Origin of the sequence: Nocardioides rotundus (genome assembly GCF_019931675.1) — a bacterium.
Taxonomy (GTDB): domain Bacteria; phylum Actinomycetota; class Actinomycetes; order Propionibacteriales; family Nocardioidaceae; genus Nocardioides; species Nocardioides rotundus.
The window spans coordinates 425,285-450,244 of the sequence record NZ_CP082922.1 but is presented as its reverse complement, the minus strand read 5'-3'; the positions used below and the strand labels follow the sequence as shown (position 1 = coordinate 450,244).

Below are 24,960 nucleotides of genomic sequence, written 5' to 3'. Positions count from 1 at the left end.
CGACCGCGCACCCGACCGCCTCAGCCCCGGGGGCCGACCAGAGGCTGAAGGTACAGCCACTTCCAGGACTCCTCTCCCAGACTCCGAGGGGCCACGCTAGCGGGCGCGTCCTCGGCGGCGGCGGTGCGGCCCCAGGCGAGCTTCCCGGTCTCGAGGTCGTAGGACGCCACCGGCGGCCGGGGGACGTTCTGCGCACCGCGGGGGTTGGACTCGGTGGCCGGCTCGGCGCAGCGAGCGTTCATGTTCATCGGCGCGTTCCCGCGCTCGGTGTTGGGGTCGCGCTGCCGGGTGTCGTAGCCGCGCTCGCACACCGGGGGCTGGGTCTGGAGCACCAGCCCGAAGTGAGCGTTGTAGGCGCCCTCGGAGCCCTTCGCCACCACGGTGAAGCCGCCCTCGACGACGTAGGGGTAGACGACGAGCAGCTGCTCGATCCCGTCCAGGCGCTTGACCACGATCTCGCCGGTGGTGACCAGGTTGTTGATCAGCTCGGCCAGCTGGACGTCGTTGTCCTCCAGGAAGCGGCGCAGCTCGTTGGCGGTGGCGCTGCCGTTGTCGATCACCGCGCGCAGGTCGCGGTCCGAGCGGCGCAGCGAGGTGGAGAAGACGGCCAGATCCCGGGTGAGGGAGCGGATCTGCTGCTGCTGGTCCACCTGGGTGGAGAGGACCACGTTGCCGTCCTCGAGCAGGGTGGTGGTGATCTCGAAGTTGTCGTTGGCCGCCTCGATGAAGGCGTTCCCGGTGTCGATGATCTGCTGCAGGTCGCGGCCGGCGCCGCCGAAGGCCACGCCGAGCTCGGTGATGGTGGTCCGCAGGTCGTCGTTGTCGACCGAGCTCACCATGTCCGAGAGGTTGGTCAACAGGGTGTCGGTCGCGATCGGGATCTCGGTGCGGTCCGCGGAGATCTCCGCCCCCTCCTCCAGGTAGGGGCCGGAGTCGGCCTGGGGCTGCAGCTCGACGTACTGCTCCCCGACCGCGGAGCGGTTGCCCACCAGGGCGATGCTGTCGGCGGGGATGCGGTCCTGGTCCTTGTCGATGTCGAGCCGGACGTCCACGCCATCCCGGGTCAGCTCCAACGCGTCGACCCTCCCGACGCCGACGCCGCGGTAGGTGACCTCGGCGCCCGCGAAGATCCCACCGGAGGAGGCGGGGTAGTGCGCGGTGACGGTGTAGGTGTCGTCGATGACCAAGCGGTCCAGGCGGGCGTACTTGGCGCCGACGTAGGAGACGCCGAGCAGGGTGATGATCGCGAACGCGATCAGCTGCATCTTGGTGCGCTGGGTGATCATTCGGTCACCAACCCCGGCACGAGCAGGGAGACCAGGGCGGGGTCGTACTGCGCCGACAGCTGGCCCATCGTGGCGCCTCGCGGGTCACCGCGGCCGAACGGCGCGCGACCGAGGCCGCCGAGCAGACCGCCGGAGCCCCCCGACCCCCCGCCCGTGATGCCGGGCAGCTCGGGGAGCAGCCCCCCGCCTCCGCCCCCGCCGAGCTCGGGGCACTGGTCCTCCTTGATCCCGAGGATCTGGCAGACGGTGTCGACGGTGCCCTGCGTGAGCCGCCGGATGGTCACCTCGAGGTTGCGGGACAGGCAGTTGCTCAGCCGGCCCAGCGTGGGCGCGTCCAGACACTGGTCGAGGATCCGCTGCGCACCGCCGCACAGGTTGTCGTCGATGCTGTCGATGAAGGCCAGCACCTCGTCCAGGGTGGCGTTGGCGGGCAGCTGCTCGTTCACCTGGTCCTGGATCTCGTTGAGCGTGGTGCAGACCTCCTCGACGACCTCGCCGCCGGTGTTCTGCAGCGCGATGTTGAGGTCGAGCTCGATGGAGAGGTTGACGTAGTCGCCCATGTGCAGGTTGCGCGCCACCTGCGGGTCCCGACCGACGACCTCGTCGACGAAGGGGTAGGTGAGGAAGACGTTGAACGCCTTGACGAAGTTGTCGCCGGAGTTGGCGATCTGGGTGAGGACCGGGTTCAGCTGCCGGAGGCTCTCGATCGTCGCGTCCTTGGAGGCCCGGATCACCCGGACTCCGACCTCGGAGAGGCGGTCCAGGGCCGTGAGCATCCGGACCAGCTCGTCGCGCTGGGCGTCGATGGTGTCCAGCGCGCTGGGCAGCTCGCGCAGCGCGGCGTCGATGGTGTCGATCTGCCCGTTCGCGGTCTTGCTGAGCCGGTTCAGCGCCTCGATCGCGTTCACGATGTCGCCCTTGCGCCGGTCCAGCTGGGTCATCAGCAGATCCACCTGCTGCAGCAGCGAGCGGGTCGAGCCCTCGCGCCCCTCCAGAGCGGTGTTGAGCTCGCTCGCGATCGTCTTGAGCTGCCCGACGCCGCCGCCGTTGAGCAGCAGGCTCAGCGCGCCGAGCACCTCCTCCACCTCGGGGTTGCGCCCGGTGCGGTCCAGCCCGATCACGTCGCCGTTCTGCAGCGGGTTCGGCGAGGATCCGCCGGTCGGCTCGGTCAGGGAGACGAACTTCTCGCCCAGCAGGCTGGTCTGGCGCAGCTCCGCGCGGGTGTTGTCCGGCAGGTCCAGCCCGCGCTTGAGCTCCATGGTCACCACGGCGGTGTAGCCGCGCAGGGAGATGTCGGTGACCTTGCCGACGGTGACGTCGTTGAGCTTCACCGTCGACTGCGGCACCAGGTCGAGCACGTCGCGGAACTCCGCCTTGACCTGGATCGGGTCGTCGCCGGTGTCCGCACCACCGGGCAGCGGCGCCTTGTAGACGCTGAAGTCGCAGCCCGCCAGGAGCAGCGAGCAGACCAGCAGGAGTACGCCGGCCCGCAGCGCCCGCAGTGTCGTCGTGGTCCTGCTCATCGCTCCCCCTCCGTGAGGCCGCCCAAGGTGAGGTCGTAGGTGTCCCGGGCGGGCGTTCCGGCGCCGCCCGGCGCGGGACGAAGCACGCCGTCGGTCGGCAGCAGCTCCTGGATCAGGTTGCACGCCTCGCCACCCTCGTTGGGCCGGGCCTGGGTGACGATCGAGCACAGGAGGGCGGCCGGGTCGGAGAGTCCCGCCGCGATGTTGCGGTCCAGGTTCGCCCGGGTGTCCAGGGTGCCGGCCTCCGGGTTGTAGGTGGCGGCCAGGTTGTTCAGCGCCACGGGGGCGTTCTTCAGCGACTCGTCCAGCGCGGCCCGCTGCCGGACCAGCACGCGGGAGACCCGGTTGAGCCCGCGGATGTTGCGGCCCAGGGACGCGCGGTTCTCCCGGACGAAGCCGGAGACGTTGCGCATCGCGATCGCCAGGTTGCGCAGCGCGGCGGAGAGCTCGTCGCGCTCCCCGGCCAGCAGCGCCGACAGGTCGGCCATGGAGCGGTTGAAGCGACGCACGGTGGTGTCGTTCTCGGCCAGAGTGGTGATGAAGCCCTGAAGCCGCGCGGTCGCGCCGAACAGCTCCTCCTTGTTGTCGTCCAAGGTGGCCGAGAAGCGGCTGAAGTCCTTCAACGTCTTGTTGAACGCCTCCCCCTGCCCGGCGAAGTTGCGGGCGGACACGTTCAGCAGGTCGCTGAGTGCGCCGTTCTTGTTCGCGCCCTTGGGGCCGAGCGCCACGTTGAGGTCGTTGAGGCTGGAGTAGATCTGGTCCAGCTCCAGCGGCACCGAGGTCCGGTCGGTGCTCAGCTCGGCGCCGCTGGCGAGCACCTGCCCGCCGGTGTAGGACGGGGTGAGCTGGATGAAGCGGTCGCCGACGATGGAGGGCGCCACGATCACCGCGGACGCGTCCTTCGGCACCTTCACCTCGGCGTCGTAGCTCATCTCCACCACGACGTCGGTGCCCGACGGGGTCACCGAGTCCACCGTCCCGACCGGGACGCCGAGGACCCGCACGTCGCTGCCCTCATAGACCGACACGGTCCGCGGGAAGTGCGCGACCAGGGTCTTGCGCTCATTCTCGCCGAGCAGCGTGATGACGAAGGCACCCACGAGCGCGAGCACGAGGGCGGGGATGCCGAACTTCTTGATCGCCTCCATCACTGGCCTCCCAGGTTCGGGGCGGGCGGGATGTTCCGGATGTAGGTGTCGAACCACGGACCGTTGCCAAGGGTGTTGGTGAAGACCCGGTAGAACGGCGCCATCAGCCGCAGGCTGGCGTTGAGGTTGTCCTCGTTCTTGTTGAGCAGGGCCACCACACCCTCCAGCTGCTGCAGCGCGGGCTTCAGGTCGGCGCGGCTCTGCCGGACCAGCGTGGTCAGCTCGCGGGAGAGCTGGCTGGTGGAGACCAGCAGGTTGTGCACCGCGTCGCGGCGGGCGACGATCGCGCGGGCGAGCACGTCGGCGTCGCGCATCAGGGCCAGGATGTCCTGGTCGCGCCGGTCCAACACCCCGGCGACCCGGTCCAGATTCTTGAGCAGGGTGTTGATCTCCTCGTCCCGCGCGGCCAGGTTGGCCGAGAGCCGGGAGACCCCGGAGAGCGCGTTGCGGAACTCCTCGGGCGTGTTCCGGGTCAGGTCGGCCAGCGTCGTCAGCGCGTTCGCGAGCTGGTCGGTGTCGATCCGCTGCGTGGTGTCGGCCAGGCCCTCGAAGGCCTCGACGACGTCGTACGGCGAGGTCGTGCGGTTGACCGGGATCTGCGCGCCCTCCGCCAGCTGTCCGGTGCCGGCGGGCTCGAGGGCCAGGAACATCGCGCCCAGGATGGTCTTCACCTTGATCGCCGCGCGGGTCTTGGCGCCGAACTGCGAGGGGGTGTCGACCTTGAACGCGACGCGCACCTGGTCGCCGTCCAGCTCGATCGCCGTCACCTTGCCGACGCGCACACCGGCGATCCGGACCTCGTCGTTGACCTTGAGGCCGCCCGCCTCGCTGAAGGCGGCGTAGTAGGTGTCGCCGCCGCCGATGATCGGCAGGTCCTGGGCCCGGAAGGCGGCCAGCAGCGTGGCGGCCAGCACGACCAGGCTGATCGCACCGATGATGACGGGGTTGCGCTCGCGGAAGGGCTTCATCCGAGGTTGCACCTCGCAGGCTTCTGCGACTCGTCCAACGGGTAGGTGACCTCGATCTCGTCGACAGCACCAGGGAGGACACCTTCCAGGCCAGGGATGGTGACACTCCCCTTGAACTCGCACAGGTAGAAGTTGAACCACGACCGATAGGTCGCCGTACGCCCCACCTTCGTCAGCTTGATCGGCAGCACGGTCAGCGCGCGGTCCAGCTCGGCCTTGTTGGCGGGCTTGTTGAGCAGTGTCGCGACCCGGCGCAGCTGCTTGATGTCGCCGACGAGCGGGCGGCGGGCCTCGGAGACCAGGTCGGCGGTCTCCACCGAGAGCGCCGAGATGTCCTCCAGCGAGCCGAGGATCTCCTCGCGGTCGTTCTTGAAGCCGGTGACCAGGGTGCGGAAGCTCTTGATCAGCCGGGTCAGCTCGGCGTCCCGGTCCCCGACCTTGACCAGCACGGTGTTGAGGTTCTGGATCAGGTCGCCGATCACCTGGTCCCGGTCGGCCAGGGTGGAGGTCACCGAGGCGGTGCGGGCCAGCAGGCTCTCGACGGTGCCGCCCTCGCCCTGGAAGACCTGGACGATCTCATAGGACAAGGTGTTGATGTCGGAGGGCGAGAGCGCCTTGAACAGCGGCTTGAAGCCGTTGAAGAGCACGGTCAGGTCCAGCGCCGGCTGGGTCTTGCTGACCGGGATCGTGGCCCCGGGGCTCAGCGCGGTGCCGCGGCCCTCGCCCTGGGTGACGGCGATGTAGCGCTGGCCGACCAGGTTGCGGAAGCGGATCTGCAGCGTGGACGCGTCGGTGATCGGCGCGTCCTGCTCGACGGTGAAGCTCACCAGCGCGCGGGTGCGGTTGACGATCTCGACGTCGTCGACGGTGCCGACCCGCACGCCGGCGATCCGGATGTCGTCGCCCTTGACCACGCCGGTGGCGTCGGTGAAGACGGCCTTGAAGTCCTTCTTCGCACCGAAGGTCAGGTTGCCGATCAGCACCACCAGGATCATCGTGGCCAGGGTCGTGACCAGCACGAACACGCCCAGCCGCGTGGTGTCGGCGGCGGTCTTCTTGTCCAGGATCCTCATCGGTATCCCACCTCCGCGCCACGGGCCATCGGGCCCACGAGCAGGGCGCCGAGGTCGTCGACCCGCTCGGGGCTGACGCCCAGCGACGGCGCCATCATCGAGTTCAGCAGCTCGGTCTCCTCCGGTGAGCCGGCGTACCCCTGACCGGTGCCGCCGAAGCCCGGGGCCACGCGCATGGTGCCCTTGCCGGTCGGCTCGTCCACCCCGTCGTCGAAGTTCGGGGTGTTCTGGAACGGGTTCTCCTGGTTGCCCGGCGGGTTGGGCAGATTCAGGCAGTTCGGCCCCCGCTTGTCACCCAGCCGCGGCCGGTCCGCCGGGGTATAGCCGCGCGGCTGGTTGGGCAGGGTCTCCAGCACGATGTGCAGGGTGAAGTTGCGGAACGCCTCGGCCTGGCGCCGGCCCGCGCCGACGATGCCGCTCGTCAGGCAGGGGTACTCCGGGGAGTACTTCGCGAGGATCCGCAGCTGCGCCGCGGAGAGCTGGCTGAGCCGGATCAGGTTGTCGCCGTTCTGCCGGAGGAAGGTTCGCGCGGTTCCGGAGAACCGGGCGACGTCGGTGAACATGGCGCGCAGCTTGGCGTCGCGGTCCTCCAGGGTCCCGGTCGTCACGATGGTGTTGCGCAGGATCGTCCCCACCTCGGGCAGCACGTCGGCGTAGAGGTTGGAGACCTGGGCGGTCTTGCGCAGATCGTCGAGCAGCAGCGGGATCTTCGGGTTCATCCGCCTCAGATAGGCGTCCAGGGTCTCCAGGTTCTCCCCGATCGCGTCGCCGCGGCCCTCCAGGGCGGTCGCCAGCGCGTTGAGCGTGTTGTTCAGCTCGACGGGCTGGACGGCGGTCAGCAGCGGGTAGAGGTCGGAGAGCACCTTCTCCACCTCGATCGACACCTGGGTGCGCGCGATCCGGGCGCCCGGCTCGATGGTGCCCCGGGGGCCGGAGCGTGGGATCACCAGGTCGACGTACTTCTCACCGAACAGGGTCTTGGGCAGGATCGAGCCGGTGACGTTGGCCGGGATCGTCTCGCGCTGGTCGGGGTAGATTCCCAGGGTCAGGGACACCCCGTCGGCGTTCGGCTCGAAGTCGAGCACCTCGCCGACGAGCACCCCGCGCACCTTCACGTCGGCGCGCTTCGGCAGCTGGAGGCCGATCTTGGAGGCCTGCAGGGTGATCTCGTCGTAGTCGGAGAACTTCTTGGTGAACACGGCGTAGGTCAGCCACACCCCCACCAGCAGGAGGGAGAGGAAGACCGCGCCGAGCAGCTTGTGGTTGATCCGCATCGCTATCCCGCCAGCCTCACGGTCGTCGACGTGCCCCAGATCATCATCGAGAGCAGCAGGTCCAGGACGTTGATCGCCACGATGCTGGTCCGCACCGCGCGACCCACGGCCACGCCCACCCCCGCGGGGCCGCCGGAGGCGGTGTAGCCGTGGTAGCAGTGGATGAGGATCACCACGACGGCGAAGACCAGCACCTTGCCGAAGGACCACAGCACGTCCTCGGGTGGCAGGAACTGGTTGAAGTAGTGGTCGTAGGTGCCGGCCGACTGGCCGTAGAACTGGGTGACGACGAGACGGGAGGCGAAGTACGACGCCAGCAGGCCGACGACGTAGAGCGGGATGATCGCGATCAGCCCGCCGACCACCCGGGTGGCGACCAGGAACGGCATCGACGGGATCGCCATCACCTCGAGCGCGTCGACCTCCTCGGAGATCCGCATCGCGCCGAGCTGGGCGGTGAAGCCGCAGCCGACCGTGGCCGCCAGGGCGATGCCGGCCACCAGCGGCGCGATCTCGCGGGTGTTGAAGTAGGCGGAGACGAAGCCGGAGAACGCGGCGGTGCCGAGCTGGTTGAGCGCGGCGTAGCCCGACAGGCCCACCTGGGCGCCGGTGAAGAAGGTCATGCCGAGGATCACGCCGACGGTGCCGCCGATGACGGCCAGCGCGCCGGAGCCGAGGGTCACCTCGGCGAGGATCCGCATGATCTCGCGGGGGTAGCGCTGGATCGACCGCGGGATCGCCTTGAGCACCGCGATGTAGAACGCCAGCTGGCCGCCCAGCTCGTCCAGGGAGCTCAGCGGCTTGTCGACCACGCTCTTCAGAGTCGCCATACCGCCCTCATCCCGTCTTCGGGGGCACGATCTGGAGGTAGATCGTGCTCAGGACGAAGTTGGCCACGAACAGCAGCAGGAAGGTGATGACGACCGACTCGTTCACCGCGTCGCCCACGCCCTTGGGCCCGCCGCCGGCGGTCATGCCCTTGTAGGACGCGACGATGGCGGCGATCAGGCCGAAGACCAGCGCCTTGATCAGACCGATCCACAGGTCGGGGAGCTGGGCCAGGGCGGTGAAGCTGGCCAGGTAGGCGCCGGGCGTGCCGTCCTGCAGGATCACGTTGAAGACGTAGCCGCCGGCGACGCCGACGACACTGACCATGCCGTTGAGGAAGAACGCGACGAGCATGCAGGCCAGCACGCGCGGGACGACCAGCCGCTGGATCGGGTCGATGCCCAGCACCATCATCGCGTCCAGCTCCTCGCGGATCTTGCGGGCGCCGAGGTCCGCGGCGATCGCGGAGCCGCCGGCCCCGGCGATCAGCAGCGCGGTCCCGATCGGGGCGGCCTGCTGGATCACCGCGAGCACCGACGCGGATCCGGTGAAGGACTGCGCGCCGAACTGCTTGATCAGCCCGCCCACCTGGAGCGCGATGACCGCGCCGAAGGGGATCGCGACGAGCGCGGTCGGGATGATGGTCACCGAGGCGATGAACCACGCCTGCTGCAGGAACTCGCGCAGCTGGAAGGGCCAGCGGAACAGGGCGCGGCCCACGTCGAGCGCGAAGGCGAAGAGCTGACCGGCGGTGCCGATCGGCGCGAGTACCTTCGACGAGGTCAGGGATGACAACCGGACCTCCGTCAGGCGCCCGGCGCGAGGCCGGCGTTGCTGTCCTCGAACGAGCCCGGCGGCGGCGTCACGCCGTGCTCACGGCACCAGGCGCCCGGCTCGCGCTGACCCCGCCGGGGAATACCGTTGGAGGGCTCCATCTGCAGCGGGATCGGCGGCAGGGGGGGCATCTCCAGACCCTTCTCGGCCTCGAGCTCGTCGGCGTCCTTCTCCTCCGACATGCCGATCGGCCCGACCGTCTGGGCGTTGAGGAACTGCCGCACCACCGGCTCCTCGGAGGACAGCAGCATCTCCCGCGGGCCGAACATGGCCAGGTGCTTGTGGTAGAGCAGGCCGATGTTGTCCGGGACCGTCCGGGTGCTGTTGATGTCGTGGGTGACGATCAGGAAGGTCGCGTCGATCTGCGCATTGAGGTCGATGAAGAGCTGGTTGATGAACGAGGTGCGGACCGGGTCCAGACCGGAGTCGGGCTCGTCGATCAGCAGGATCTCCGGGTCGAGCACCAGCGCGCGGGCCAGGCCGGCGCGCTTGCGCATGCCGCCGGAGATCTCGCCGGGGAGCTTGTCCTCCGCGCCGAGCAGACCGACGAGGTCCATCTTCTCCATGACGATGTCGCGGATCTCCGACTCGCCCTTCCTGGTGTGCTCGCGCAGCGGGAAGGCGACGTTGTCGAAGAGGTTCATCGAGCCGAACATCGCGCCGTCCTGGAACAGCACGCCGAAGAGCTTGCGCACCTCGTAGAGCTCGCGCTCGGAGCAGGAGGCGATGTCGGTGCCCTCGATCATGATCGAGCCGCGGTCGGGCTTGATCAGGCCGATCAGCGTCTTGAGGAGCACCGACTTGCCGGTGCCGGAGGGGCCGAGCATGACCGAGACCTCGCCAGCCGGGAGCGTGAGGGTCACGTCGCCCCAGATGAGTTGGCTGCCGAAGGACTTGGTGAGGTCCTCGACCTTGATCTCCACGCCCATAGTCAGTGTCTCCCTCTCCTGCGACGGTGCCGGATCCCTCCCGAGCTACGCGTCAGTAACCAGCTGACCACGCCCATCCGACGGGACAACGCACGACCCGACCCTGGGTTACGGGGAGTCGAACTTGCGGCTACCTGCTCGGGTGCGCCGGTCGAGGGTAACCCGAAGTTGCAGGTCACGTAACCGGGTTGGCCCAGTCCCTGGGAACCGGCCGCTGCGGGCGAGGTGCGGCGGGCCCAGCGGCCGGGCCGCCGCATGCCGTAACGTCATACGTTCCGGGGAACCGCTTCCCCTGTGAAGTCCGAGCACATCGGTAACAGTTGAAGTCCGGGGACATCGGTAACACCTGAGGTTGGTCGTCACTATCAGGGATGGCCAGAGATGGGGTTGCCGTGGATGCTGCGGTGGCGGCAGCGGTTGCTGCTCACGTCGCGCCGGGTCCGAAGCAGAACGTGTCGAGGATCTGTCGCGAGCTGGGGATCAGCCGCAAGATGTTCTACGACTATGTGAAGCGGTTCAGGGCCCGTGGCGTGGAGGGGTTCTACCCCGACTCGCGTCGCCCGCGGCGCTCACCGACAAGACTCCCCGCCGCGCTTGAGGATGTGTTGATCGCGATCCGTAAGCACGAGGCCGAGGCGGGGTGGGACTACGGCGCGGACGCGGTGTTGATGCGGTTGGAGGAACAGATCGAGGCCGGGACCTCCTCTTGGCCCGCCGACCGTCCGTTGCCGGCTCGGTCCACGGTCAATCGGGTCTTCGACCAGCGGGGCCAGTTGGTCAAGGTTCCTCAACGCAAGCCACGTCGTGGCTCCCGGCGCTTCGAGCGCAGCGAGGTCAACGCGCTGTGGCAGTTCGACGGGTTTGAGTACCAGCTTGCCACCGGCGAGACGGTCACGGTGCTGCAGTTGACCGACGACTGCTCGCGCACGGACTTGGCCCTGCAGGCAGCGGTGTCGGAGAACGGCAGCGACATCTGGGCGACCTTCTGCCTGGCGGTGGAACGCTACGGGTTGCCCGTCCAGCTGCTCAGCGACAACGGGTCGGCGTTCTCGGGCAAACGACGCGGGTGGATCAGTGTCTTCGAGCGCAACCTGACCGACCTCGGGGTGCACGCGATCACCTCCCGGGTCTCTCACCCCCAAACCTGCGGCAAGAACGAGCGAGCCCACCAGCGGGTCCAAAAGTGGCTCAAACGGCGTCCCTTAGTCAGCAGCATCGCCGAATTCCAATGTGGTTCCCCCCGAATCGTGGAGGGCTTCCTTATGCGGCTTCCCGGTCGGGGGCCGCGGTGTTCTCGTAGCTGACCGGGCTCATCATGCCTGCCGAGCTGTGCCGGCGTTCGTGGTTGTAGAACCCGTAGCACCAGTCCAGCACGACAGCCTGGGCCTGGCGGGTGTGCTCGAACTCGTGGCGTGAGAGAACCTCCCACTCCAGGCTGCTGAAGAACGCCTCAGCGGCGGCGTTGTCGAAGCACGACCCGACCCGGCCCATCGACTGCCGGATGCCCATGTCGCGGCACAGCTTGGTGAACGAGGTCGCGGTGTAGGTCGAGCCCCGGTCGGTGTGGAAGATGACCCGCTTGGTCTCCTCGGTGCGCCAACCCGGCTGGTTGACCGCATCGACGCCACCGCGAGCCGCCACGGCCATCTTGATCGCCGCGCACGCCAGCTCGGCGTCGGGGTGCAGGCTGGTCGCGGCGCCGAGCAGACGACGCGAGTACAGGTCGATCACGGTGGCCAGGTACAGCTTCCCGCTGGCCGTGGGGATCTCAGTCATGTCGCCAACCCAGCGGGCGTTAGGCCGCTGCGCGGTGAAGTCACGGCGCAGCAGGTCGGCGAACTTCGGTGCGGTCTTGTCCTGGCGTGTCAGACCGTTCCTCCGCTTGATCCGCCGGGCGACCAGCCCCTGGCGGCGCATCGAGTCCGCGACGGTCTTCTCGCTGACCTCCCACCCATCATCGAGCAGGTCAGCGTGCAACCGCGGGGAGCCGTGCAGGCCCCGCTTCTTGGTGAACATCACCTTCACGGCCCGGTCGATGGTGTAGCGGCGACGGTCCATAGCGGTGAACAGGCCGCTCGAGGCGCCCGGGCCGAGCGACCGGTCGCGCCACTTGTAGAACCACGCCAGGGACACCCCCAGCAGCAGGCAGGTCATCGTGTGCGGCACCCGGTAGATCGTCCTCTGGTCGGCGATGAAGCGTGCCACGCTCACTTCGTCGCCTCCTTCACCCACAGGACCACGGATCGCTTGAGGACATCACGCTCCATCCGGAGCTCGGCGTTCTCAGCACGCAGCCGCTTGAGCTCCTCGTGGTCGTCCTTCGACATTCCGTCGCGGCCCTCGCGTGCTTCCCGGGCCTGCTTGACCCAGTTGCCCAACGTGCCCTCGACCACGCCGAGGTTGCGCGCGACCTGAGCGATCGGCTTCCCGGTCTCTTCGACGATCCGGACAGCTCCCTCACGGAACTCCCGGTCGTACTTCTTCCGCTTCTGTGGCATCTCGATCCTCATTGTCGATGCCTCTACGGTCCGGGGGGAACCTCACAAGCACTACTCGACGAGTACCGCGATGGCTACAACAACCGCCGCAACAAGGTGCTCGCCAAGCTCACCCCACACCAACGCTTCGACCTCGGCCCATTCGCCACCGTCCCCGACCTACCCCCGGCGACCACCATCCTGACCCGACAGCTGGTCAGCGCCACCGGCTCCGTCGGCCTCGACGGACGCCTCATCGGCCTCGGAAGAAAACACGCCGGAAAGCCAGTCACCGTCTTCCGCACCGGCGCCTTCGTTGCCATCTTCACCGGCGACGAGCTCCTCCGCAGCCTCACCCTCGACTACAACCGCCGCTACCAACCCCAAGACCGCTAGTGTCACCGATGTCCTGAGACATATGTGTCACCGATGTCCCCGGACACGACAGGGGAACCGCTTCCCCGGAACGTATGACGTCCCCGCCTCTCGCCGGACCAGGCCCCCCGCCGTGCGCGAATCTGGCCCCGGCCTCGCGGACGAGTACGGCGGCGCCGGAAATGCGTCAGGGCGGCCGCACCCCGGTGGGGTACGACCGCCCTGGACGAGCGTGCCTGAGGGATCAGGTCACTTGACGGTGACGGTGGCGCCGGCGCCCTCGAGGGCCTCCTTGGCCTTGTCGGCCGTCTCCTTGTTCGCGTTCTCCAGGACCGCCTTGGGGGCGGCCTCGACCAGCTCCTTGGCCTCCTTCAGGCCGAGCGAGGTGAGGGCGCGCACCTCCTTGATGACGTTGATCTTCTTGTCGCCGGCGGACTCGAGGATGACCTCGAACTCGTCCTTCTCGGCAGCGTCGTCGCCGCCACCCTCGCCGCCAGCGGCGGGGGCGCCGGCGGCCGCGACGGCCACGGGGGCGGCAGCGGTGACGCCGAAGGTGTCCTCGAACTGCTTCACGAACTCGCTCAGCTCAATGAGGGTCATCTCCTTGAACGCGTCGAGCAGCTCGTCGGTGGTGAGCTTCGCCATGAGGGCGTTTCCTTCCAGTCGATGGCCACGACGATCGGACGTGGCCGGTGTTCTTCAGGTGGTGGTACCGCGGCCGGTTCAGGCCTCGGTGGACTCGGTCTCCTCGGTGGCCTCCGCCTCGGCGGGGGCCTCCTCGGTGGCCGGGGCGTCCTCGGCAGCGTCAGCGGCCGGCGCCTCGGCGCCCGCACCACCTGCGAGGATCGTGGGATCCTGCTCAGCCTTGGCCTGCAGGGCGCCGGCGAGCCGGGCGGTCTGCTGGATCGGGGCGTTGAACAGGTAGACGGCGTTGGTCAGCGCCGCGAGCATGCCGCCCGCGAGCTTGCCCAGCAGCACCTCGCGCGACTCGAGGTCGGCCAGCTTGGCCACCTCCGCCGGCTCGAGGGGCTTGCCGTCCAGGTAGCCGCCCTTGATGACAAGGGAGGGGTTCGCCTTGGCAAAGTCACGCAGACCCTTCGCGGTCTCGACGATGCCGTCGCCCTGCACGAAGGCGATGGCCGTCGGGCCGTTCAGGAGCTCGTCGAAGCCCTCGACCCCCGCCTCCTGGGCGGCGATCTTGGTCAGCGTGTTCTTGACCACGGCGTAGGAGGCGTTCTCGCCGAGCGCACGCCGCAGTTCCTGCAGCTGCTTCACGGTGAGACCGCGGTACTCGGTCAGCACGGCACCGTTGGAGCCGTTGAAGGACTCAACGATCTCCGCGACGGCGGCCTGCTTCTCGGGCTTCGCCATGGGTCTCCTTCCGGACGGGGACCCCCGGCACCCGGCCCGGAGAAGACGAACGCCCCGGGCGCATGGCACCCAGGGCGGAATCCTGCTGCACGGCACGACCGTGCTGGCTCTGCTCTGCGTCCCCTGCGCGGGCCGTTCGCGACTGCGAACCTTCGGTCACGTGCTGGGCACGCGACAACCGGCGGTCTTCGGTTACGACTGACGAGAGTACGCCGTCCGGCGCGGGCGGGCCAAATCGCGGTGGCCCGCCCGCGCCGGCGTACGCGGGGAGACCGGGCTCAGCCGCCCATCCCGGGCAGCTTGGTGGTGGTCTGGCCGGCCGGCGGCGCCTCGATGGTCACGTCGGACCCGAAGTCGCCGTAGGTGCCCTCCGAGGAGCTGGTGACGGTCTGCGAGCCCTGGCCCGGGGTCTTGATCTCGACCTCCTGGGAGAACTTCACCGGGCGGTTCTCCGCGTCCACCCACATCTCGGCGGGCACCTCGTCGGGGACCATCTGCTGCATCTGCGCCGGCATCCCCGACGCCTTGGCGACCGCCGCGCCGTCGAGGACGATCTTGTAGTGGTTGGTGGCGACGCCGTCGACGTCCTCCTCGCCGACCAGGGTGAACTTCTTCGGGTCACCGAGCCCTTCGAGGGTCTTGGACGGGTCGAAGTTGCCCAGCAGCGGAGCGAGCGGGTTGTTGGGGTCCTTCTCCGGGTCGACCTTGAGCCACTTGGGGCCGAGCTGGGGGCTCTTGAGGTAGAAGACCTTGTCCAGGACCACGACCTCCATCTTCGGGCCGCTCGTGGTCTGACCGCTCATGGAGAGCTCGGAGCCGGAGTACTCCAGGTCGCCCTCCATCTCGATGGTCTGCTCCTGGCCGCCCGCGGTGCTGGTGCTGGTCATGGTGTACGACGCGGTGCCGGCGTCCTGCAGCGCCTGGGTGATGGTCGGGTAGAACTCCTGCGCGCTCAGCTCCTGCAGCTCGCCGCCGGAGTCCTCGCTGGCGCTGGCGCTCTCCTCGGCCGCCGAGGACGACTCCGAGCCGGAGCCGCTGGACTGCTCGGCATCCCCCGAGGAGCCGCCGCAGGCGACCAGGCCGAGGGAGAGGACGGCTGCGCCGGACAGCGCGCCCAGGCGGGTGGACAGGGAGGGACGAGACATCAACAGACTCCTGGGACGTGTGGATCGCGGTGACGGGCCGTGCTTCCCCCGTGGCCGCGCGGTCCCCCCGAGCATGACACGGGCCCGTTCACGCATGCGTGAACGGGCCCGGCCGGTCGGGGATCAGGCCTCGGGGGCCGCGTCCTCGACGGTGAGGTTCTTGGTGCGGTTCGGGTCGACCTGGACACCGGGGCCCATGGTCGTCGAGAGCGTCACCTTCTTGATGTAGCGGCCCTTGGAGCTGGCCGGCTTGAGCCGGAGGATCTCCTCCAGCGCGGCGGCGTAGTTCTCCGCCAGCGCGACCTGGTCGAAGGACGCCTTGCCGATGATGAAGTGCAGGTTGGCGTGCCGGTCGACCCGGAACTCGATCTTGCCGCCCTTGATGTCGGACACCGCCTTGGCGACGTCCGGCGTCACGGTGCCGGTCTTCGGGTTCGGCATCAGGCCGCGGGGGCCGAGCACGCGGCCCAGCCGGCCGACCTTGCCCATCATGTCCGGGGTGGCGACCACGGCGTCGAAGTCCATCCAGCCGCCGTTGACCTTCTCGATCATGTCGTCGCCGCCGACGAAGTCGGCGCCGGCCTCACGGGCGGCCTCGGCCTTGTCCGCGTTCGCGAACACCAGCACCCGGGCGGTCTTGCCGGTGCCGTTGGGCAGGTTGACCGTGCCGCGGACCATCTGGTCGGCCTTGCGCGGGTCGACGCCGAGGCGCATCACCACGTCGACGGTCTCGTCGAACTTCTTCTTGCTGCCGTCCTTGGCCAGCTTGATCGCGGCCAGCGGGGCGTAGAGCTCGTCCTTGTCGATCTGCTCGGCCGCCGCGCGGTAGTTCTTGCTGCGCTGCATGGGTCTTTCCTACTTTCGAAAGGCGTGGTTGGCGAGCCAGCGCGGCTCTCCCACGGAGTTGTCAGTCGGTCCGCACGCCCATCGACCGGGCGGTGCCCTCCACGATCTTCATCGCGGCGTCGATGTCGTTGGCGTTGAGGTCGGGGAGCTTGGTCTGGGCGATCTCGCGGACCTGGTCCTTGCTGAGCTTGCCGACCTTGTCCTTGTGCGGGGTGCCGGAGCCCTTGCTGAGGCCGGCGGCCTTCTTGATCAGCTCCGCGGCCGGCGGGGTCTTGGTGATGAAGGTGAACGAGCGGTCCTCGTAGATCGTGATCTCGACCGGGACCACGTTGCCGCGCATCGACTCCGTCGCGGCGTTGTAGGCCTTGACGAACTCCATCATGTTCACGCCGTGCGGACCGAGGGCGGTACCGACCGGCGGTGCCGGGCTCGCCGCGCCGGCCTGGATCTGGATCTTGACGACCGCGGCGATCTTCTTCTTGGGAGGCATTCCTTGCTTCTCTTTCTCTCGCGTGGTCCTGACGAGGGCTGGCGCCCTCTGCCACCTGGGGTGCTGTGCCTCAGACCTTCTGGATCTGGCTGAAGCTCAGCTCGACCGGGGTCTCCCGGCCGAAGATCTCGACGAGGGCCTTGACCCTCTGGGACTCGGCGTTGATCTCGGTGATCGTCGCGTGCAGCGTGGCGAACGGGCCGTCGACGACCATGACGGAGTCGGACACCGAGAAGTCCACGACCTCGACCGGCTTGCGCGCGGCCGGAGCGCCGGGGGCGGCGGGCTCGGCGCCCTCCTCGGCCTCGACGACCGGCTCGGCGAACTCCGGGGCCAGCCAGGTCTCGACCTCGTCCAGGGTCAGCGGCACCGGCTGGTGGCTGTGCCCGACGAAGCCGGTCACCGACGGGGTGTGGCGTACGGCGCTCCAGGACTCGTCGGTCAGGTCCATCCGGACCAGCACGTAGCCGGCGAACCGGGTGCGGTTGACCGTCTTGCGCTGGCCGTTCTTGATCTCGACCTCGTCCTGGGTGGGGACCACGACCTCGTGGATGTAGTCCTCCATGTTGAGGGAGTTGATCCGGTTCTCCAGGTTCGCCTTCACCCGCTTCTCCATGCCGGAGTAGGTGTGCACCACGAACCAGTCGCCGGGCTGGGCGCGCAGCTCGTCGCGCCACTCCTCCAGCGGGTCGGCGGCGGGGGCGGGCGTCTCCTCGGCCTCGGCCTCGGCAGCCTCGTCGGCGCCGACCTGCTCGCCCACCGACTCCTCCAGCGGCTCGGTCTGGTCGACCTCGACGCCCTCGCCGGTCTCGTCGACCTGCGGCGCCTCGGCGGTCTCCTCGACCTCGGGCGCCTCGGCCTGCTCGTCGTACTGCTCCGACACGTACTGCTCCGTCATCAGGGTGGAAGGGGGGAATGGGCTCCGCCGGTGCGGCGGGCGGTCGGCCTGCGCTCTTAGGTGAAGGCCCAGAAGGCCAGGCGACCGAAGCCCAGGTCGAGCAGCGAGACCAGCGCCATGAACACGATCACGAACACCAGCGTCACGATGAAGTAGGTGACCAGCTGCTCACGGGTGGGCCACACGACCTTGCGCAGCTCGGCGACCACCTGCTTGAGGAAGGTGACCGGGCTGGTGCGCCCGTGCTCGCCCGAGTCACGGACGGCGCTGCTGCGCTCCGACACGGTTTCTCACCTTTCCCACGACTGGATCTCGATGCTGCTCGCAGGGCACGAGGGACTTGAACCCCCAACCTTCGGTTTTGGAGACCGATGCTCTGCCAGTTGAGCTAGTGCCCTCCGGTGGCGCATGACCCGCTCACCCGAGGGCGCGACGCATCATGTGGTTGGACCACCATTGGTCGAGTGTACGGGTCGGCCCCCCGCGAGTCGAACCGGCGGCGCCTCGGGTGGGAGCATGGTGCCGTGACGCAGGAGAACACCGCCGCCCAGCCGCTCGCCGACCGCACCCCCGAGGACCTGCAGGCCTTCCTGGCCGAGCAGCGCACGGCCTACGACGACCTGGCCGGCCGCGACCTCAAGCTCGACCTCACCCGGGGCAAGCCGTCCAGCGAGCAGCTGGACCTCTCCAACGCGCTGCTCGACCTGCCCAGCGAGTACGTCGACGCCCACGGGGTCGACACCCGCAACTACGGCGGCCTGCAGGGGCTGGAGGACCTCCGCGCGATGTTCGCCGACCTGCTGTGGGTCGAGCCGGCGCAGGTGGTGGCCGGCGGCAGCTCCAGCCTGGTGATGATGCGCGAGGTGCTCACCGACCTGTGGCTCAAGGGCGCGGTCGACGGCGTGCGCCCCTGGGGCCAGGAGGAGAAGGTCACCTTCATCTGCCCGGTCCCGGGATACGACCGGCACTTCACGCTGCTGGAGTGGTTCGGCATCGAGACCGTCACCGTCCCGATGAACGAGGACGGTCCCGACGCCGAGGAGGTCGCGCGGATCGCCGGCAGCGACCCGTCGGTGAAGGGCATGTGGATGGTGCCGACGTACTCCAACCCCAGCGGGGCCGTGGCCACGCAGGAGGTCTCGGCCCGGCTCGCGGCGATGGACACCGCGGCGCCGGACTTCAAGATCCTGTGGGACAACGCCTACGCCTTCCACCACCTCACCGAGGACGAGGCGAAGAGCGCGGACATCCTCAGCCTCGCCGCCGCGGCCGGTCACCCGCACCGGCCGATCATGTTCGCCTCCACCTCCAAGATCACCTTCGCCGGCGCCGGCGTCGCCTTCCTCGCCGGGTCGCTGGAGACGGTGAAGTGGTACGTCGACAACCTCGGCCAGGGCTCCATCGGCCCGGACAAGCTCAACCAGCTGCGGCACCTGGAGTTCTTCGGCAGCCCCGAGGGCGTGCGGGAGCACATGCGCAAGCACCGGGAGATCATCGCGCCGAAGTTCGACATCGTGGACCGGGTCCTCACCGAGCAGCTCGACGGCCTGGGCATCGCGACCTGGACCCGGCCGAGCGGTGGCTACTTCGTCAGCCTCGACGTCCTGGACGGCACCGCCGGCCGCGTCGTGGAGCTGACCAGGGAGGCCGGCGTCGCGCTGACCCCGGCCGGCTCGGCGTTCCCCGGGAAGGACGACCCGCGCGACCGCAACCTGCGGATCGCCCCGACCTTCCCCGGGCCGGACGAGGTGCAGGCCGCGATGGAGGTGCTCACCGCCTGCGTGCGGCTGGCCGCGGCCGAGAAGCTCGCCGGCTGACGTGCCGCGGGACCTCCGGACGCTGCCGAAGGCGCACCTGCATCTGCACTTCACCGGCTCGATGCGGCACCAGACCTTGCTCGAGCTGGCCGAGCGCGACCGGATCCACCTGCCCGAGTCGCTCGTGACCGACTGGCCGCCGCCCCTGTCGGCGGCCGACGAGAAGGGCTGGTTCCGCTTCCAGCGGCTCTACGACGTCGCCCGCTCGGTGCTGCGCACGCCGGAGGACGTCCGCCGGCTGGTGCGCGAGGCCGCCGAGGACGACGTACGCGACGGCGGGCGCTGGCTGGAGATCCAGGTCGACCCCTCGGGCTACGCCGCCCGCTTCGGCGGGATCACCGCCTTCACCGATCTGGTGCTCGACGCGGTCGCCGACGCCTCGCACGAGACCGGGCTCGGGATCGCGGTGGTGATCGCCGCCAACCGCACCCGGCATCCGCTGGACGCGCGGACGCTGGCCCGCCTGGCGGCGCAGTACGCCGGCCGCGGCGTGGTCGGCTTCGGGCTCTCCAACGACGAGCGCCGCGGCTCCACCGAGGACTTCGCGCCCGCCTTCGCGATCGCCGAGCGGGCCGGCCTGGCGGCGATGCCGCACGCCGGGGAACTGCTCGGCCCCGGCCACGTGCGCACCGCTCTGCGCGCGCTGCACCCGGACCGGCTGGGCCACGGCGTCCGGTCGGTGGAGGACCCCGAGCTGCTGGCGCGCGTGGTCGACGCGGGCATCGCGCTGGAGGTCTGCCCGGTCTCCAACGTCGCGCTCGGCGTCTACTCCGACCTCACCTCGGTGCCGCTGCCGCAGTTGATGGAGGCCGGCGCGACGGTCGCGCTCGGGGCCGACGACCCGCTGCTCTTCGGCTCCCGCCTGGCCTCGCAGTACTCCACCATGCGCGCCGCCCACGACCTCACCGACGAGCAGCTCGCCGAGCTGGCCCGCTCCTCCTTCCGCGCCTCCCGGGCGCCGGAGGACCTGAAGGCCGGCTGGCTGGCCGAGGTCGATGCGTGGGTGGGGGCGTAGGGTCCCCCGGTTCACCGGGGAAACGTGCGCTTCCCGGCTGAAATTTCGGCCGAGAAGCGTCCGGAAACCCGGTGCACCGGGGAAACTACAGCTCACACCCGACGAGCACGGGCTCGTTGACCAGGCGGACGCCGAAGCGGCGCTCGACGCCGTCGCGGACCTCGCGCGCGAGGGCCAGGAGGTCGGCGGTGGTGGCGCCGCCGCGGTTGGTGAGCGCCAGCGTGTGCTTGGTGGACAGCGCCACGGTGCCGGGGGCGCGGTCCAGGCCGAAGCCCTTGCCGTACCCGGCGCGGTCGATGAGCCAGGCGGCGCTGGTCTTCACCCGACCGTCGGGGGTCGGCCAGCGCGGGGCGTCCTCGGGCAGCGCGTCCGCGGCGGCGGGCTCGAGCAGCGGGTTGGTGAAGAACGACCCCGCGCTCCAGGTGTCGTGGTCGGCCGGGTCGAGCACCATCCCCTTGCCCGTGCGCAGGGAGAGTACGGCGGCCCGCACGGCCGCCAGCGGCGCGCGCTCACCCGGCGCCACGTCGAGCGCCCGGGCCAGCTCGGCGTAGGCGACCGGCGCGCCCAGGTCGCCCTGCTTGAGCAGGAACTCGACCTCGAGGACGACGTACCGGCCGGGCTCGGCCTTGAAGCGGCTGTGCCGGTAGCCGAACCCGCAGTCTGCGCCGGCGAAGGTGCGCTGGGTGCGCTCGACCCGGTCCCAGGTGCGGACCCGGGCGATGGTCTGGGAGACCTCCTGGCCGTAGGCGCCGACGTTCTGGATCGGGGTGGAGCCGACCGCGCCGGGGATCCCGGAGAGCGCCTCGACGCCGACGAAGCCGCGGTCGACGCAGAAGGCGACGAAGGCATCCCAGTCCTCCCCCGCGGCGACGGTCACCGTGACCGCGCCCAGGCAGGCGAGGTCGTCGGGGTCCTGGGCGTCGGCGCGGATCCCGCGGGTGGCGACGTGGACCACCACCCCGTCGAAGCCCGCGTCGTCGACCACCAGGTTGGAGCCGCCGGAGACGAGCAGCACCGGCTCGCCGGCCTCGTCGGCGGCGCGCACCGCGTCGACCAGCTCGGTCTCGCTGGTCGCCTCAACCCAGCGGCGGGCGGGTCCGCCCAGGTGCAGCGTGGTGTGGTCGGCCAGCAGCTCAGGCACGAACCACGGCCTTCGGCATCCCGAGCACCTTCTGGCCCTCGCAGGTGACCTCCAGCGCCAGCGTGGCGGTCCCGTCGGCGACCTCCTTGACCGTCCCGGCGACCCGCACCACGGCACCGCCGTCGGCCGGGACCAGCACCGGGTTGGTGAACTTCGCCCCCAGGGACACGACCTCGGCGTCGCCGGTCCATTGCGCGACGGCGCGCGCGGCCAGCGCGAGGGTGTACATCCCGTGCGCGATCACCCCGGGCAGCCCGACGGAGACGGCGACCTGCTCGTCCTGGTGGATCGGGTTGTGGTCGCCGCTCGCCTCGGCGTAGGCGACCAGGTCGGCGCGGGTGACGGCGTACTCCTGCGGCTCCAGCTCCTCGCCGGCGGTCAGGGTCGTGCTCATGCCTCACCTCCGCGGTGGACCAGGGTGGCGGTCGCCGAGCACACCTCGGCGCCGTCGGCGTCCCGCACGGTGCTGGCGGTGCCGATGATGTCGTTGCCGCCGATCTGGCGCAGGCTGGCGACGGTGAGAGTGGCGCTCAGCACGTCGCCCGGCCGCACCGGGCGGGTGTAGGTGAAGCGCTGCTCGCCGTGCACGATGCGCGACAGGTCCACGCCCACGTCGTCGAGGAAGGCGTTCATCGCCTCGAAGGCGAGGGTGATGGGGTACGTCGCCGGCACGGGCCGACCGGTCTCCCAGTCGCCGCCGACGGACTCGGCGAAGGCGCGCACGTGCTCCGGCGTCACCTCGCGCGGCGGGGTCGGCGGGAACTCCCGGCCGATCAGGCTCTGGTCCACGGGCATGCCGGGAACGCTAGCAGCGCCGACGTCGTCGCCGGAGACCCACGAAGCGACCGACCCGCCCCGTCCGGAGCCGAGGCGCCGGGCGGGACGGGTCAGGTTCGTGGTCTCGACAAGCTCGACCACCGAGGCACAAGCTCGACCACCGAGGTACGGGCTCGACCACCGAGAGTCGGCCGCTGGGGTCAGCGGGTCTCCTTGTGCTCGGTGTGCTGGCGGCACCACGGGCAGAACTTCTTCATCTCGAGCCGGTCGGGGTCGTTGCGCCGGTTCTTCTTGGTGATGTAGTTGCGCCGCTTGCACTCGCTGCATGCGAGGGTGATCTTGGGGCGAACGTCGGAGCTCTTGCTGGCCACGGGAAGTCCTTCGTCGATGGGTGATGCTCTGCGGGGAGTCCTGCTTGGTAGCGGGGGCGGGACTCGAACCCGCGACACCACGATTATGAGCCGTGTGCTCTAACCACCTGAGCTACCCCGCCGCGAGGACGCACCCGGGGGAGCGTCCCAGAGCCCCTTTACGGAATCGAACCGTAGACCTTCTCCTTACCATGGAGACGCTCTGCCGACTGAGCTAAAGGGGCCGGTCTTGCTGACTGCCGGTCAAAGGTACACGGCCCACCGTCTCGATGAGAAATCGGCCGGATCAGGCCTGGATCCGGGCCCAGGGAGCGGCCTCCTCGAGCTCGTAGGCGAGCCCCAGGAGGAGAGCCTCCCGGCCGCGTCCGGAGCCGAGCATCATGCCCTGCGGCAGCCCCGTCGAGGTGGTCGCGAGCGGCAGGCTGATCGCCGGCTCACCGGTCGCGTTCTGCAGGGGCGTGAAGGCCACCCAGTCGAGGATCCGCTCCATCAGCTCCTCGTAGTCGCCGGCCGGGTCGAGGTGCCCGACCTCGGGGGTGGTCGTGGCCAGGGTGGGGGTCAGGGTGACGTCGTACTGCTCGTGGTGGCGGGCCGCCGGGTGCCGGGACCGGGCGACGGCGACGACCGCGGCCGGGATCCGGTGGGCGTTGCGGCGTCCGTGCCGGGCCAACCCGAGGGTGAAGGCGTCGAGCCGAGCGGGGTCCCAGGTGCGGCCGAACTCGACCCGCCCCATGCCGACGACCAGCATCGCGAGCATCGACCAGTAAAGGATGAACCGGTCGGCGAAGCTGTCGGGCACGGGCGGCCGCTCGACCTCGTCGACCCGGTGCCCCAGCGACTCCAGCAGCTCGGCGGTGCGCAGGGTCAGCTCGCGGACCTCCGGCGACGCCTCGCGCCCGATGCCCCGAGTGATCATCGCGACCCGCAGCCGCCGGCGCGAGGGCCGGGTGATGTCGCCGATCGGGGCCAGCCGCGGGTTGCGCCAGATCCGCTCCGCCTCGCGGTAGAACGCGGCGGTGTCGCGCACCGAGCGGGTCAACACCCCGTCGGTGACGATCCGCACCGGCATCTCCCGCTCCATCCGGTCCATGGGCAGCCGGTCGCGGGTGGGCTTGAGCCCGATCAGGCCGTTGACCGAGGCCGGGATCCGGATGGATCCGCCGCCGTCGTTGGCGTGCGCGATCGGCACCGCGCCCGCGGCCACGAGGGCCGCCGAGCCGGCCGACGAGGCGCCGGCGTAGTGGTCGCCGTGCCACGGGCTGCGCACCGGGCCGAGCCGCGCGTGGTCCACCGCCGGGCTGAAGCCGAACTCCGAGAGGCGGGTCTTGCCGAGCGGGACCAGCCCGGTGCCGAGATACATCCGGGCCAGGTCGCCGTCGCGCGGCCGGGGGCGCGGCTCGAAGGCGTCGGTGCCGTGCATGGTCGGCATCCCGGCGACGTCGACGTTGTCCTTGACGAAGGTGGGGATGCCGGAGAGGAACCCGGGCCGCGGGTCGCGCGCCTCGCGCCGGGCGCGGTCGAAGGCCTCGTAGGCGACCGCCCCCAGCCGCGCGTCCACCGCCTCGGTGCGGGCGATCGCGGCCTCCACCAGGTCGGGCGCGCTCACCCGCCCCTGCCGGAGCTCCTCGACCAGCGCGACGGTGTCCAGGTCGCCGAGCGCGTCGTCGGTGTAGGCGTGCAGGCGGCTCATGCGGGCAGACAGTACGGCGTCACCCGCGGCGCGCATGACAGCCGGCCAGGTGGTCGTTCACCAGTCCGGTGGCCTCCATCAGGGCGTACATCGTCGTGGGGCCCACGTGCGCGAAGCCGCGCCGCTTCAGCTCCTTGGCCAGCGCCACCGACTCCGGCGAGGTCGTGGGCACCTCCTCGACGGTGCGAGGCGCGGGCGGCGGGTCGGCCGGGGCGTGCGAGGTGATCAGCCGCTCCAGCCCGCCGTCGGCGCGCAGGGCCACGGTGGCGCGGGCGTTGGCGATCGCGGCGTCCACCTTGCGCCGGTTGCGGACGATGCCGGCGTCGGCCATCAGCCGGGCGACGTCGGCGTCGCCGTACTCCGCGACCGTGTCGGCGTCGAAGCCGGCGAACGCGGCCCGGAAGGTGGGCCGCTTGGTGAGGATGGTCAGCCAGGACAGGCCGGACTGGAAGGCCTCCAGGGTGAGTCGCTCGAGCCAGGCCGACTCTCCGTCGATCGGGCGGCCCCACTCGGTGTCGTGGTAGGCGCGGTTGACCGGGTCCCGCGACGCCCAGGGGCAGCGCGCGACGCCGTCGTCCCCCACCACCGGGCCCGTGCTCGTCATCGCCCCATCCTGGCAGCGCACCGGTGGTGGTCTCGACAGGCTCGACCAGCGAGAGCCGGGGTGGTCTCGACAGGCTCGAC

At 70.0% G+C, this 24,960-nt stretch carries 28 protein-coding genes and 3 tRNA genes; 4 read left to right on the top strand and 27 right to left on the bottom strand.

The window, feature by feature from the left end; translation table 11 throughout:
* Positions 1-20 precede the first annotated feature (20 nt).
* Genes K8W59_RS02150 through K8W59_RS02110 form a run of 9 tightly spaced genes read right to left on the bottom strand, consistent with a single transcriptional unit; the run spans position 21 to position 9,863 of the window.
* Positions 21-1,286 carry an MCE family protein gene (locus K8W59_RS02150; protein WP_223397125.1) on the bottom strand — a complete coding sequence of 422 codons (1,266 nt, stop codon included), beginning with the start codon at positions 1,284-1,286 and terminating at the stop codon, positions 21-23.
* Positions 1,283-2,809, bottom strand: coding sequence for an MCE family protein (locus tag K8W59_RS02145; protein WP_223397124.1), 1,527 nt, complete (start codon positions 2,807-2,809; stop codon positions 1,283-1,285). Before K8W59_RS02145 ends, K8W59_RS02150 begins: the two co-directional genes overlap by 4 nt.
* A complete protein-coding gene (locus K8W59_RS02140) occupies positions 2,806-3,957 on the bottom strand; it encodes an MCE family protein (RefSeq protein ID WP_223397123.1) in 1,152 nt (383 codons plus the stop codon). The genes K8W59_RS02145 and K8W59_RS02140 overlap by 4 nt, the downstream gene beginning before the upstream one ends.
* Positions 3,957-4,925 (bottom strand): MCE family protein, encoded by a 969-nt coding sequence (locus tag K8W59_RS02135; protein WP_223397122.1) that lies wholly within the window; start codon positions 4,923-4,925, stop codon positions 3,957-3,959. Before K8W59_RS02135 ends, K8W59_RS02140 begins: the two co-directional genes overlap by 1 nt.
* On the bottom strand, positions 4,922-5,998 hold the full coding sequence (locus K8W59_RS02130; RefSeq protein WP_223397121.1) for an MCE family protein: 1,077 nt from the start codon (positions 5,996-5,998) through the stop codon (positions 4,922-4,924). Before K8W59_RS02130 ends, K8W59_RS02135 begins: the two co-directional genes overlap by 4 nt.
* Entirely contained in the window at positions 5,995-7,272 is a 1,278-nt protein-coding gene (locus tag K8W59_RS02125) for an MCE family protein (RefSeq protein WP_223397120.1), read from the bottom strand. Before K8W59_RS02125 ends, K8W59_RS02130 begins: the two co-directional genes overlap by 4 nt.
* A gap of 2 nt (positions 7,273-7,274) precedes the next feature.
* Entirely contained in the window at positions 7,275-8,102 is an 828-nt protein-coding gene (locus K8W59_RS02120; protein ID WP_223397119.1) for an MlaE family ABC transporter permease, read from the bottom strand.
* A 7-nt stretch (positions 8,103-8,109) separates the two neighbouring features.
* A complete protein-coding gene (locus K8W59_RS02115; protein WP_223397118.1) occupies positions 8,110-8,895 on the bottom strand; it encodes an MlaE family ABC transporter permease in 786 nt (261 codons plus the stop codon).
* An 11-nt stretch (positions 8,896-8,906) separates the two neighbouring features.
* Positions 8,907-9,863, bottom strand: coding sequence for an ABC transporter ATP-binding protein (locus K8W59_RS02110; protein WP_223397117.1), 957 nt, complete (start codon positions 9,861-9,863; stop codon positions 8,907-8,909).
* A gap of 371 nt (positions 9,864-10,234) precedes the next feature.
* Here K8W59_RS02110 and K8W59_RS02105 point away from each other — a divergent pair, with 371 nt between their 5' ends.
* Positions 10,235-11,167 carry a helix-turn-helix domain-containing protein gene (locus K8W59_RS02105; protein WP_223397116.1) on the top strand — a complete coding sequence of 311 codons (933 nt, stop codon included), beginning with the start codon at positions 10,235-10,237 and terminating at the stop codon, positions 11,165-11,167.
* Here the strand turns inward: K8W59_RS02105 and K8W59_RS02100 are convergent.
* Entirely contained in the window at positions 11,124-12,074 is a 951-nt protein-coding gene (locus K8W59_RS02100; protein ID WP_223396340.1) for an IS3 family transposase, read from the bottom strand. The two genes, K8W59_RS02105 and K8W59_RS02100, sit on opposite strands and share 44 nt — an antisense overlap.
* Entirely contained in the window at positions 12,071-12,373 is a 303-nt protein-coding gene (locus K8W59_RS02095) for a transposase (RefSeq protein WP_223396339.1), read from the bottom strand. Before K8W59_RS02095 ends, K8W59_RS02100 begins: the two co-directional genes overlap by 4 nt.
* Positions 12,374-12,457: 84 nt before the next feature.
* Between K8W59_RS02095 and K8W59_RS02090 the strand changes: the two genes are divergently transcribed.
* Positions 12,458-12,736 carry a hypothetical protein gene (locus K8W59_RS02090; RefSeq protein WP_223397115.1) on the top strand — a complete coding sequence of 93 codons (279 nt, stop codon included), beginning with the start codon at positions 12,458-12,460 and terminating at the stop codon, positions 12,734-12,736.
* Positions 12,737-12,964: 228 nt separating this feature from the next.
* On the opposite strand, the gene rplL is transcribed toward K8W59_RS02090, so the two are convergent.
* From rplL to K8W59_RS02050, 8 genes are all read right to left on the bottom strand, one after another.
* Complete coding sequence (gene rplL, locus K8W59_RS02085) at positions 12,965-13,360, bottom strand: 50S ribosomal protein L7/L12 (protein WP_223397114.1); 396 nt, start codon at positions 13,358-13,360, stop codon at positions 12,965-12,967.
* Positions 13,361-13,438: 78 nt separating this feature from the next.
* Positions 13,439-14,086, bottom strand: a complete 648-nt coding sequence (gene rplJ / locus K8W59_RS02080) for a 50S ribosomal protein L10 (RefSeq protein ID WP_223397113.1) — start codon at positions 14,084-14,086, stop codon at positions 13,439-13,441.
* Between the two features lie 278 nt (positions 14,087-14,364).
* Complete coding sequence (locus K8W59_RS02075; protein WP_223397112.1) at positions 14,365-15,231, bottom strand: LolA-like protein; 867 nt, start codon at positions 15,229-15,231, stop codon at positions 14,365-14,367.
* A gap of 123 nt (positions 15,232-15,354) precedes the next feature.
* On the bottom strand, positions 15,355-16,077 hold the full coding sequence (gene rplA / locus K8W59_RS02070; protein ID WP_223397111.1) for a 50S ribosomal protein L1: 723 nt from the start codon (positions 16,075-16,077) through the stop codon (positions 15,355-15,357).
* A gap of 61 nt (positions 16,078-16,138) precedes the next feature.
* The gene (rplK, locus tag K8W59_RS02065) at positions 16,139-16,567 is read right to left on the bottom strand and encodes a 50S ribosomal protein L11 (RefSeq protein WP_223397110.1); all 429 of its coding nucleotides are present in this window, start codon (positions 16,565-16,567) and stop codon (positions 16,139-16,141) included.
* 70 nt (positions 16,568-16,637) lie between these two features.
* On the bottom strand, positions 16,638-17,465 hold the full coding sequence (nusG, locus tag K8W59_RS02060) for a transcription termination/antitermination protein NusG (RefSeq protein WP_223397109.1): 828 nt from the start codon (positions 17,463-17,465) through the stop codon (positions 16,638-16,640).
* 56 nt (positions 17,466-17,521) lie between these two features.
* The gene (gene secE / locus K8W59_RS02055; RefSeq protein ID WP_223397108.1) at positions 17,522-17,749 is read right to left on the bottom strand and encodes a preprotein translocase subunit SecE; all 228 of its coding nucleotides are present in this window, start codon (positions 17,747-17,749) and stop codon (positions 17,522-17,524) included.
* A 41-nt stretch (positions 17,750-17,790) separates the two neighbouring features.
* A tRNA-Trp gene (locus K8W59_RS02050) sits at positions 17,791-17,863 on the bottom strand.
* A 126-nt stretch (positions 17,864-17,989) separates the two neighbouring features.
* Here K8W59_RS02050 and K8W59_RS02045 point away from each other — a divergent pair.
* Together K8W59_RS02045 and K8W59_RS02040 are read left to right on the top strand one after the other, a co-directional pair.
* On the top strand, positions 17,990-19,282 hold the full coding sequence (locus K8W59_RS02045; RefSeq protein WP_223397107.1) for an aminotransferase class I/II-fold pyridoxal phosphate-dependent enzyme: 1,293 nt from the start codon (positions 17,990-17,992) through the stop codon (positions 19,280-19,282).
* A 1-nt stretch (position 19,283) separates the two neighbouring features.
* Positions 19,284-20,297 (top strand): adenosine deaminase, encoded by a 1,014-nt coding sequence (locus tag K8W59_RS02040; RefSeq protein WP_223397106.1) that lies wholly within the window; start codon positions 19,284-19,286, stop codon positions 20,295-20,297.
* An 85-nt stretch (positions 20,298-20,382) separates the two neighbouring features.
* Here the strand turns inward: K8W59_RS02040 and K8W59_RS02035 are convergent, their stop codons facing one another.
* The 8 genes from K8W59_RS02035 to K8W59_RS02000 all read right to left on the bottom strand — a co-directional run bounded on the left by K8W59_RS02035 (position 20,383) and on the right by K8W59_RS02000 (position 24,880).
* On the bottom strand, positions 20,383-21,438 hold the full coding sequence (locus tag K8W59_RS02035) for a UDP-N-acetylmuramate dehydrogenase (protein WP_223397105.1): 1,056 nt from the start codon (positions 21,436-21,438) through the stop codon (positions 20,383-20,385).
* Entirely contained in the window at positions 21,431-21,832 is a 402-nt protein-coding gene (locus K8W59_RS02030; RefSeq protein ID WP_223397104.1) for a MaoC/PaaZ C-terminal domain-containing protein, read from the bottom strand. The genes K8W59_RS02035 and K8W59_RS02030 overlap by 8 nt, the downstream gene beginning before the upstream one ends.
* Positions 21,829-22,233 (bottom strand): FAS1-like dehydratase domain-containing protein, encoded by a 405-nt coding sequence (locus tag K8W59_RS02025; RefSeq protein WP_223397103.1) that lies wholly within the window; start codon positions 22,231-22,233, stop codon positions 21,829-21,831. Before K8W59_RS02025 ends, K8W59_RS02030 begins: the two co-directional genes overlap by 4 nt.
* A 182-nt stretch (positions 22,234-22,415) precedes the next feature.
* Positions 22,416-22,586 (bottom strand): 50S ribosomal protein L33, encoded by a 171-nt coding sequence (gene rpmG, locus K8W59_RS02020; RefSeq protein WP_223397102.1) that lies wholly within the window; start codon positions 22,584-22,586, stop codon positions 22,416-22,418.
* A 45-nt stretch (positions 22,587-22,631) separates the two neighbouring features.
* A tRNA-Met gene (locus tag K8W59_RS02015) sits at positions 22,632-22,708 on the bottom strand.
* Between the two features lie 29 nt (positions 22,709-22,737).
* Positions 22,738-22,810, bottom strand: a tRNA-Thr gene (locus K8W59_RS02010).
* A gap of 62 nt (positions 22,811-22,872) precedes the next feature.
* The gene (locus tag K8W59_RS02005; RefSeq protein WP_223397101.1) at positions 22,873-24,276 is read right to left on the bottom strand and encodes an amidase; all 1,404 of its coding nucleotides are present in this window, start codon (positions 24,274-24,276) and stop codon (positions 22,873-22,875) included.
* Between the two features lie 19 nt (positions 24,277-24,295).
* A complete protein-coding gene (locus K8W59_RS02000; protein WP_223397100.1) occupies positions 24,296-24,880 on the bottom strand; it encodes a DNA-3-methyladenine glycosylase I in 585 nt (194 codons plus the stop codon).
* Positions 24,881-24,960 lie beyond the last annotated feature (80 nt).